Annotated in this window: 9 protein-coding genes; 6 read left to right on the top strand and 3 right to left on the bottom strand. The window is 67.7% G+C overall.

Features of this window, described 5'->3' with window-relative positions; all coding sequences use genetic code 11:
• Together ACWJ6R_RS06725 and ACWJ6R_RS06720 are read left to right on the top strand one after the other, a co-directional pair.
• The coding region (locus tag ACWJ6R_RS06725; protein ID WP_449061354.1) for an IS630 family transposase at positions 1-671 on the top strand (671 nt) is incomplete at its 5' end.
• A 102-nt stretch (positions 672-773) separates the two neighbouring features.
• Positions 774-2,060: a DNA cytosine methyltransferase gene (locus ACWJ6R_RS06720; protein ID WP_449061353.1), complete on the top strand. Its 1,287-nt coding sequence runs from the start codon at positions 774-776 to the stop codon at positions 2,058-2,060.
• 61 nt (positions 2,061-2,121) lie between these two features.
• Here the strand turns inward: ACWJ6R_RS06720 and ACWJ6R_RS06715 are convergent, their stop codons facing one another.
• Entirely contained in the window at positions 2,122-2,334 is a 213-nt protein-coding gene (locus ACWJ6R_RS06715) for a DUF397 domain-containing protein (RefSeq protein WP_449061352.1), read from the bottom strand.
• Positions 2,327-3,184: a helix-turn-helix domain-containing protein gene (locus ACWJ6R_RS06710; protein WP_449061351.1), complete on the bottom strand. Its 858-nt coding sequence runs from the start codon at positions 3,182-3,184 to the stop codon at positions 2,327-2,329. The genes ACWJ6R_RS06715 and ACWJ6R_RS06710 overlap by 8 nt, the downstream gene beginning before the upstream one ends.
• A 239-nt stretch (positions 3,185-3,423) precedes the next feature.
• On the opposite strand from ACWJ6R_RS06710, the gene ACWJ6R_RS06705 reads away from it, so the two are divergent.
• Genes ACWJ6R_RS06705 through ACWJ6R_RS06690 form a run of 4 tightly spaced genes read left to right on the top strand, consistent with a single transcriptional unit; the run spans position 3,424 to position 4,989 of the window.
• The gene (locus ACWJ6R_RS06705) at positions 3,424-3,711 is read left to right on the top strand and encodes a hypothetical protein (RefSeq protein WP_449061350.1); all 288 of its coding nucleotides are present in this window, start codon (positions 3,424-3,426) and stop codon (positions 3,709-3,711) included.
• On the top strand, positions 3,708-4,316 hold the full coding sequence (locus ACWJ6R_RS06700) for an ATP-binding protein (protein ID WP_449061349.1): 609 nt from the start codon (positions 3,708-3,710) through the stop codon (positions 4,314-4,316). Before ACWJ6R_RS06705 ends, ACWJ6R_RS06700 begins: the two co-directional genes overlap by 4 nt.
• A complete protein-coding gene (locus tag ACWJ6R_RS06695; protein ID WP_449061348.1) occupies positions 4,238-4,543 on the top strand; it encodes an ASCH domain-containing protein in 306 nt (101 codons plus the stop codon). The genes ACWJ6R_RS06700 and ACWJ6R_RS06695 overlap by 79 nt, the downstream gene beginning before the upstream one ends.
• Positions 4,544-4,578: 35 nt before the next feature.
• Positions 4,579-4,989: a MarR family winged helix-turn-helix transcriptional regulator gene (locus ACWJ6R_RS06690; RefSeq protein WP_449061347.1), complete on the top strand. Its 411-nt coding sequence runs from the start codon at positions 4,579-4,581 to the stop codon at positions 4,987-4,989.
• Positions 4,990-5,080: 91 nt separating this feature from the next.
• On the opposite strand, the gene ACWJ6R_RS06685 is transcribed toward ACWJ6R_RS06690, so the two are convergent.
• On the bottom strand, positions 5,081-6,184 hold the full coding sequence (locus tag ACWJ6R_RS06685; protein WP_449061346.1) for a lipocalin family protein: 1,104 nt from the start codon (positions 6,182-6,184) through the stop codon (positions 5,081-5,083).
• Positions 6,185-6,214 lie beyond the last annotated feature (30 nt).

Genomic DNA, 6,214 nt, shown 5'->3' with positions numbered 1-6,214 from the left:
CGGTCTGGTCCTCCAGCCGGTCTGATCAACACACCTCAGCCTTTCAACATCAGTACCAGCAGAATCCGGCCGCGGTGACCGAATGGAAGCAGCAGACCTTCCCCGCCATCGCCGCCGAGGCCAAGCGGCTGGGCGCGGTGGTGTTCTTCGCCGATGAGGCCGCGGTGCGCACCGACCACCACGCGGGCACCACCTGGGCGCCGATCGGGCGCACGCCGGTGGTGGCCACCACCGGGGCCCGCCGCTCGGTCATGATGATTTCAGCGGTCAGCCCGCGCGGCGAGCTGCGTTTCCAGCTGTTCGACCAAGGACTGGACGCTGATGCCTTCATCGGGTTCTGCAAGCGCCTGCTCGCCGATGCCGACCGGCCGGTGTTCCTGATCGTCGACAACTCCCGCGTCCACCGGGCCAAGAAGGTCAAGCAGTTCGTCGAGGACAGCCAGGGCCGGCTGTCGCTGTTCTTCCTGCCGCCGTACTCGCCTGAGCTGAACCCGGACGAGTGGGTGTGGAAGAACGTCAAGCACGACCGGATCGCCCGTGCCTCGGCGCGCAGCGTGGAGGAGCTCAAGACGCTGGCGTTGGGCGCGCTGCGGCGCTTGCAGAAGCTGCCCGCGCTGGTGCGGTCCTTCTTCGCCGATCCGCATCTGGCCTACATCGGGGAATGCCTCTGAAGAGTCCGGAAACCTATGAACTGGTTAGATCACTGGGCGCATATTTTCCGGATTTGTCACACTGAGTCGTTACTCTTCCTTTTGGTTGACAGGAGGAAGCGCATGAGCAACGTCGAGAAACCTTTGAAAGCCTTGGAGATCTGCGCGGGGGCCGGCGGTCAGGCCCTCGGCTTGGAGAAGGCCGGCTTCGAACACGAACTCGCCATCGAACTGGACACGAACGCGGTCAACACACTGCGCCGCAATAGGCCCGGCTGGAAGGTGCTCACGGGGGACGTCGCAGATCCTAAGGTATGGAACCCCGCCGACCACGCTCCGGGTTCTGGCCTTACGGCTGTGGATCTCCTGGCCGGTGGCGTGCCGTGCCCGCCGTTCACCATCGCGGGTAAGCAACTAGGCGCCGCCGACGAGCGAGATCTCTTCGCTTGGACAGTGGAACAAGTCAAAATCATCCAGCCTCGTGCGTTGCTGCTGGAAAATGTCCGAGGGCTGAGCATGCCCCGCTTCGCCGGTTACCGCCAACACGTCCTGGACCGGCTCCGGGAGTTCGGCTACGCCGCCGAGTGGAAGTTGCTCCAGGCTTCCTGGTATGGGGTGCCGCAGCTGCGGCCCCGCTTCGTACTCGTCGCGATGAGGCCGGAGGACTTCTCCTTCTTCCACTGGCCAGAGCCCTCGGAGAAGAAACTCCCCACGGTCGGCGAGGCCTTGTACGACCTCATGGCGGCGAACCAGTGGCCGCGAGCCGAGGAGTGGAGGGAAAGAGCCAACGACATCGCGCCGACCATCGTTGGTGGCTCGAAGAAACATGGCGGAGCGGATCTTGGACCCACACGTGCCAAGCGTGCGTGGGAAGCACTGTGGGTGGACGCGCACGTCCTCGCGAACGAGGCACCCTACACCGACAAGGACATCTCACCCCGAGGTCCTCGGCTTACCTGTGAGATGGTCAAGCGCATTCAGGGCTGGGACGACGACGAGTTCGCGTGGGAATTCACCGGACGTAAAACTTCGAACTACCGCCAGATCGGCAACGCCTTCCCTCCGCCGGTCGCCAAGGCCCTTGGCGTCTCCATCGCCGCAGCATTGAATCGCATGGCGCAGAAGCGTGACCTTGATCTTGACGGCGCGCGGGATGAGATCTACGCCATCCTTCGTGACATGAAGGGCGACTTCGTGACCACTGCACAGATCGCCCGCGCGATCAAGCTGGATGTGGATGACCCGGAGATCGACAGGCGCATCAGTCTCCTCAGCCGAGACTTCGAGATCATCAAAGATGAGCGTAAGACCGGCCTCGCCTACAAGCTGGGAGAGTTCAGAGCTTTTACCGGCCAGGCTGACCACACACGTCACACCTACTTCCGGGAGAACTTGTCTAAGGTGAGCTGACGAGCAAGATCTGATCCACCGCACGTGGGATGACCTGCCGGCTGCCGACTGGCCATCCCATTCAGGTTACGGGGAGCGAGTCGAACTCGCCGTTCTTGACGCCACCGGTGAAGGCCCTCCACTGGTCCGGGGAGAACGTCAGGACCGGGCCGTGGGGGTCCTTGCTGTCACGGAGGGCGACGAGGCCGGGGAGGTTGTCGGCAACCTCGACGCAGTTGTTGCCGCTGCCGCTCAGGCTGCTCTTGCGCCAGATGGCGCCCGACAGATCAGTCACGGGGAAGACGCTCCTTCGCCTCGGCGATCAGCCCCGCGGAGTCCTCCGGGGACAGAGCCACCTCGCAGATGCGGGCGAAGGCCAGACTATAGCGATCCACCTGCTCCGAGCTCTCGACATATATGTCACCCGCCGTGCCCTCCACGTAGGCGACGTCGGGGTCGATCTCCTCGGGGAAGGACAGGATGGTGAACGCTCCCTCCAGGCCCGCGTGCGCTCCGGCGCTGTACGGGAGGACGCGGATCGTCACGTTGGGCCGCCGGGCCGCCGTCAGCAGCGCCTCCAACTGGTCCCGCATCGTCTCCCGGCCGCCGATCGGGCGGCGGACGACCCCTTCGTCCAGCACCGCCTGGAGCTCCGGCGCGGCCGGTCGGCTGAGCAGCGTGCGCCGGGCCATCCGGGCCATGACCCGGCGCTGGATGTCATCGGCGTTGTGCGGTTCCGGCCGTCCGGCCCTGATGACCGTGCGCGCGTACTCCTCGGTCTGCAGGAGGCCGGGGACGAGCTGCACCTCCCACTGGCGGATCAGCGCCGCCTCGTCTTCCAGTCCGATGTAGGAACCGGTGAACACGTCCGCGTAGGCCGTCCACCACCCCCGCTGGCGGGCCTCCTTGGCGAGCTGGAGCAGCCCGGCGCGGGCCGACGAGCCGACACCGTACAGGTCGCAGATGCTCGCGACGTCGGCGAGGCCGGCGCGGGTGCGGCCGGTCTCGATGCGGCTCACCTTGCTACGGCTCCATCCCAGGCGGGCCGCGGCGTCCTCGGGGCGCAGTCCGCTCTCTTCTCGCATCTTGCGCAGCTCGCGGGCGAGGCGTCTCAACCGGACCGTGGGGCTGTGGGTCGGTGACATGCGGTCAGTGTGCCGAAGGAGCGCATTCTCCGTACCTTGAATGCACGATCCGAACAGAAACTGCACAGTGCATTGACAGCATGCACAGAGCAAACCATCATGGCCGTGAAGTCACTGTGCGCTATGAGCCGTCACCGAAAGTTAGAAAAATATCGACAGAGTGCACAGCGGTCCTTCTTCCGCTCCCGCGCCGAGCAGACCGAGTCCGCAGTACGGCCCCGCTCCGGAGGTTCGACACGATGAGTACGCACAATCCACAGGCGCAGTTCATCCACCTGCTGCGGCTGGGGTGGGACCTGCGGACCCTCGGGGTCGGCACCGCGCTCGTCCTCCCCGCCACCGGTCAGCCGGTGCTGGAGGTCATGTCCGGAGGCGAGACGCGTGTCCGGATCACGGCCGTACGGCGGGGCCGGGAGTGGGTGTTCACCTGGCGGCCCTGGTGGGCGCGGTTCCGGCGGCGGGACGAGTCGGTCTGCGCCGAGGCGGACAACGCGGCCGACATCATCGTCTCGGAGGTGATCGCGTGAGCGCGCCGCAGCGGGCCCGCCCGCAGGAGGCCGCCGTAGCCGACGGGACCCGGCGAACGGGCGACTCCCCGGAAGCGTTCGGGCCCGAACGGGCGAGCGGAACCGGCGGGACCGGCGAAACCGCCGGGACCCGGCGAGCGGGTGACGCCGGTGGGACGCGGAAGCCCCGCGAGGCGCGCTATGCCGTACTCGAAGTGCTCCGGCGCCGGGAGTTCCCCGGTGTCCCCGCCTCCGTGGCGGAGGCCCGCGCGTGGGCGCGGGACCTGCTGGCCGGACAGGTCTCCGGTGACACCCTCGACGTCGCGTTGCTCCTGCTCAGCGAGATCTTCACCAACTCCGTGGTGCACTCCGACTCCGGCCGCGTCCCGGGCGGGACGGTGACCGTCCACCTGGGCGTCCTCGACGGCCTGGCCCACGTCGAGGTGATCGACGACGGCTCGGCCGCCACCATGCCCTTCCTCCGCGCCGCGACCCCCGACGGCGAGAACGGGCGCGGCCTGGCCCTGGTGGACCTGCTGGCCGCGAAGTGGAGCGTCCACCACGACGAGGAGACCGGCACCGCGGTCTGGTTCCAGGTCTGCGAGGAAACAGCGGTATCAAGCTGACCCTCGGAGTCGACGACCACGCTGCGGTCGTCGACTCCGAGGAACGACCGGTCGCCGTCATCGAGACGACCGAGGTGCGCGTGATACCGATCCGCGACGTCGACGAGGACTTCGCCCGCGACGAGGGAGAGGGCACGGCGCCGGTCCAGGACTGGCGTGCGGCCCATGAGCGGTTCTGGAGCGGGGACGAATGGCGCCGGTCGATGGGCGGCACCTCTCCCTGGTAGTTCGTAATGCAAAGCATTACGGGTAACGTGGGCGCATGACTTCCGACGCCCTCGTGGATGCCCTCGTCCGCAGCACCTTCCAGGTGGCGGGCGTGCTCACCCGCATCGGAGCCGAGCGCGACCTCTCGCTCACCCAGCTGCGTGTCCTCGGCATCCTCCGCGACCGCCGCCCGAACATGACCGAGCTCGCAGCGTTCCTCGGCCTGGACAAATCGACCCTGTCCGGTCTCGTCGACCGCGCCGAGCGCCGAGGGCTGGTGGCCAGGGGCAAGAACCTCCAGGACCGTCGCGTCGTCGACGTGTTCCTCACCCCCGCCGGCCTGGAACTGGCGGAGCAGGTCTACGACGAGGTCCGGCGCGCCCTGGCACCCGCGATGAGCCGGCTCGACCCGCAGGACCAGGACCGGCTCGTCCGGTTGCACGCCGCCCTGCACTCCCCCGGCTGAGGCCGTCTTCCTCCGACGGTTCACCCCGGGACCGGTGTCCGATCCCGGGGTGGTGCCGGATCGCGTCAGGCGAGTACGGCTTCGCCGGTGATCAGGGGTTCCACTCGCCGGTCATCTCGACGTAGTTCTCGCCGCGGACCCGTCTGCCGTCGTACTTACCGGTGAAAGCCGCCGTGGCCTCCAGGTAACCGCTCCCGTCGGGAGTCTGGATCTCCTGGTCCGGATCTCCGACGACCCGCACGTCGAGTTCGGAGCGCAGGGCGGGGATGCGGATGCGCCAACGGGTGGGATACGTCTGGCCGGTGGCCGGACTGGTCCACGGCCGGGAGGCGCCCTGCGCGAGCGGCTCGACGTCGACCACCTCGTAGGAGCCGTCCGGGTGGAGGACCGTCGCCCAGCTGTCCTTGGACGCGGCGCCGACCGTGTCCCAGATGGCGATCTTGTCGCCGTTGGGCATGCCGAGGTTCATCCACGTCCACCGGGTCAGCGACCTCGGCATCTCACCCCACTGCCTGTCCAGCCAGGAGGTGCCGCTGACCTGGTGTTTCTTGCCGTCGACGATGAGCGTTCCGGACGTTCGCATCTCCGGGAGTGCGAACTCGTAGTTCGGCACGCCGTCGGCCAGGTGGAAGACGCCGGTCGACGCGTAGTTCATGGCGGGGCCGGTGGGCACCAGCCGGACGTCGAGAGCTCCCCAAGGCGTCTCGACCTGCACCGACTGGTGGGCGGCGTCACCCGTCCAGCTCAGCCCCGGCGCCTTGATGTCGAGCTTGCCCTGGCTCCACCGGTAGTCCTCCGGCTCGACCATCGCGTCGTAGTCCTTGTACCACCCGGTGGTCTTGTTGATCACCGAGAACGTCCAGCGGTACGCGGCCTCGTCCCTGTTCGGGAGGATGCGTGTGTGGACCTGAAGGCCGAACTCCTGACCGTTCGCCTTCACCGAGCCGGTGAAGTAGATCGAGTCGAACCAGGTCAGCTGGGGTCCGGGCGCGTGCCGTCCCAGGTCGGCCGCGGGATCGACCAGGGCCGGGATCCCCGACGTGGCGGAGCGGGCGGTCGGCGTCGCGGACGGCGTCGCGGACGGGGTCGCGGACGGGGCGGCCGCCTGGGCCGAAGAACCGGCGAACGTGCAGAGCGCCAGAGCCGCCGCGGTGACCAGAGCCGCCGCTCGGCCCTTGGTCCGGATTGCGGGCATGGGGATTCCTCCTCGTATCAGGGCGGGCGA

This window comes from Planomonospora algeriensis, assembly GCF_977012225.1.
The sequence above is the reverse complement of the archived record's forward strand: the minus strand, read 5'-3'. Positions and strand labels throughout refer to the sequence as shown.

Excerpts from the sequence above, each read along its gene's own strand:
- ACWJ6R_RS06710 (WP_449061351.1), bottom strand. The coding sequence starts at position 3,184 with ATGTCACCGACCCACAGCCCCACGGTCCGGTTGAGACGCCTCGCCCGC.
- ACWJ6R_RS06685 (WP_449061346.1), bottom strand. The coding sequence starts at position 6,184 with ATGCCCGCAATCCGGACCAAGGGCCGAGCGGCGGCTCTGGTCACCGCG.
- ACWJ6R_RS06705 (WP_449061350.1), top strand. The coding sequence starts at position 3,424 with ATGAGTACGCACAATCCACAGGCGCAGTTCATCCACCTGCTGCGGCTG.
- ACWJ6R_RS06690 (WP_449061347.1), top strand. The coding sequence starts at position 4,579 with ATGACTTCCGACGCCCTCGTGGATGCCCTCGTCCGCAGCACCTTCCAG.
- ACWJ6R_RS06720 (WP_449061353.1), top strand. The coding sequence starts at position 774 with ATGAGCAACGTCGAGAAACCTTTGAAAGCCTTGGAGATCTGCGCGGGG.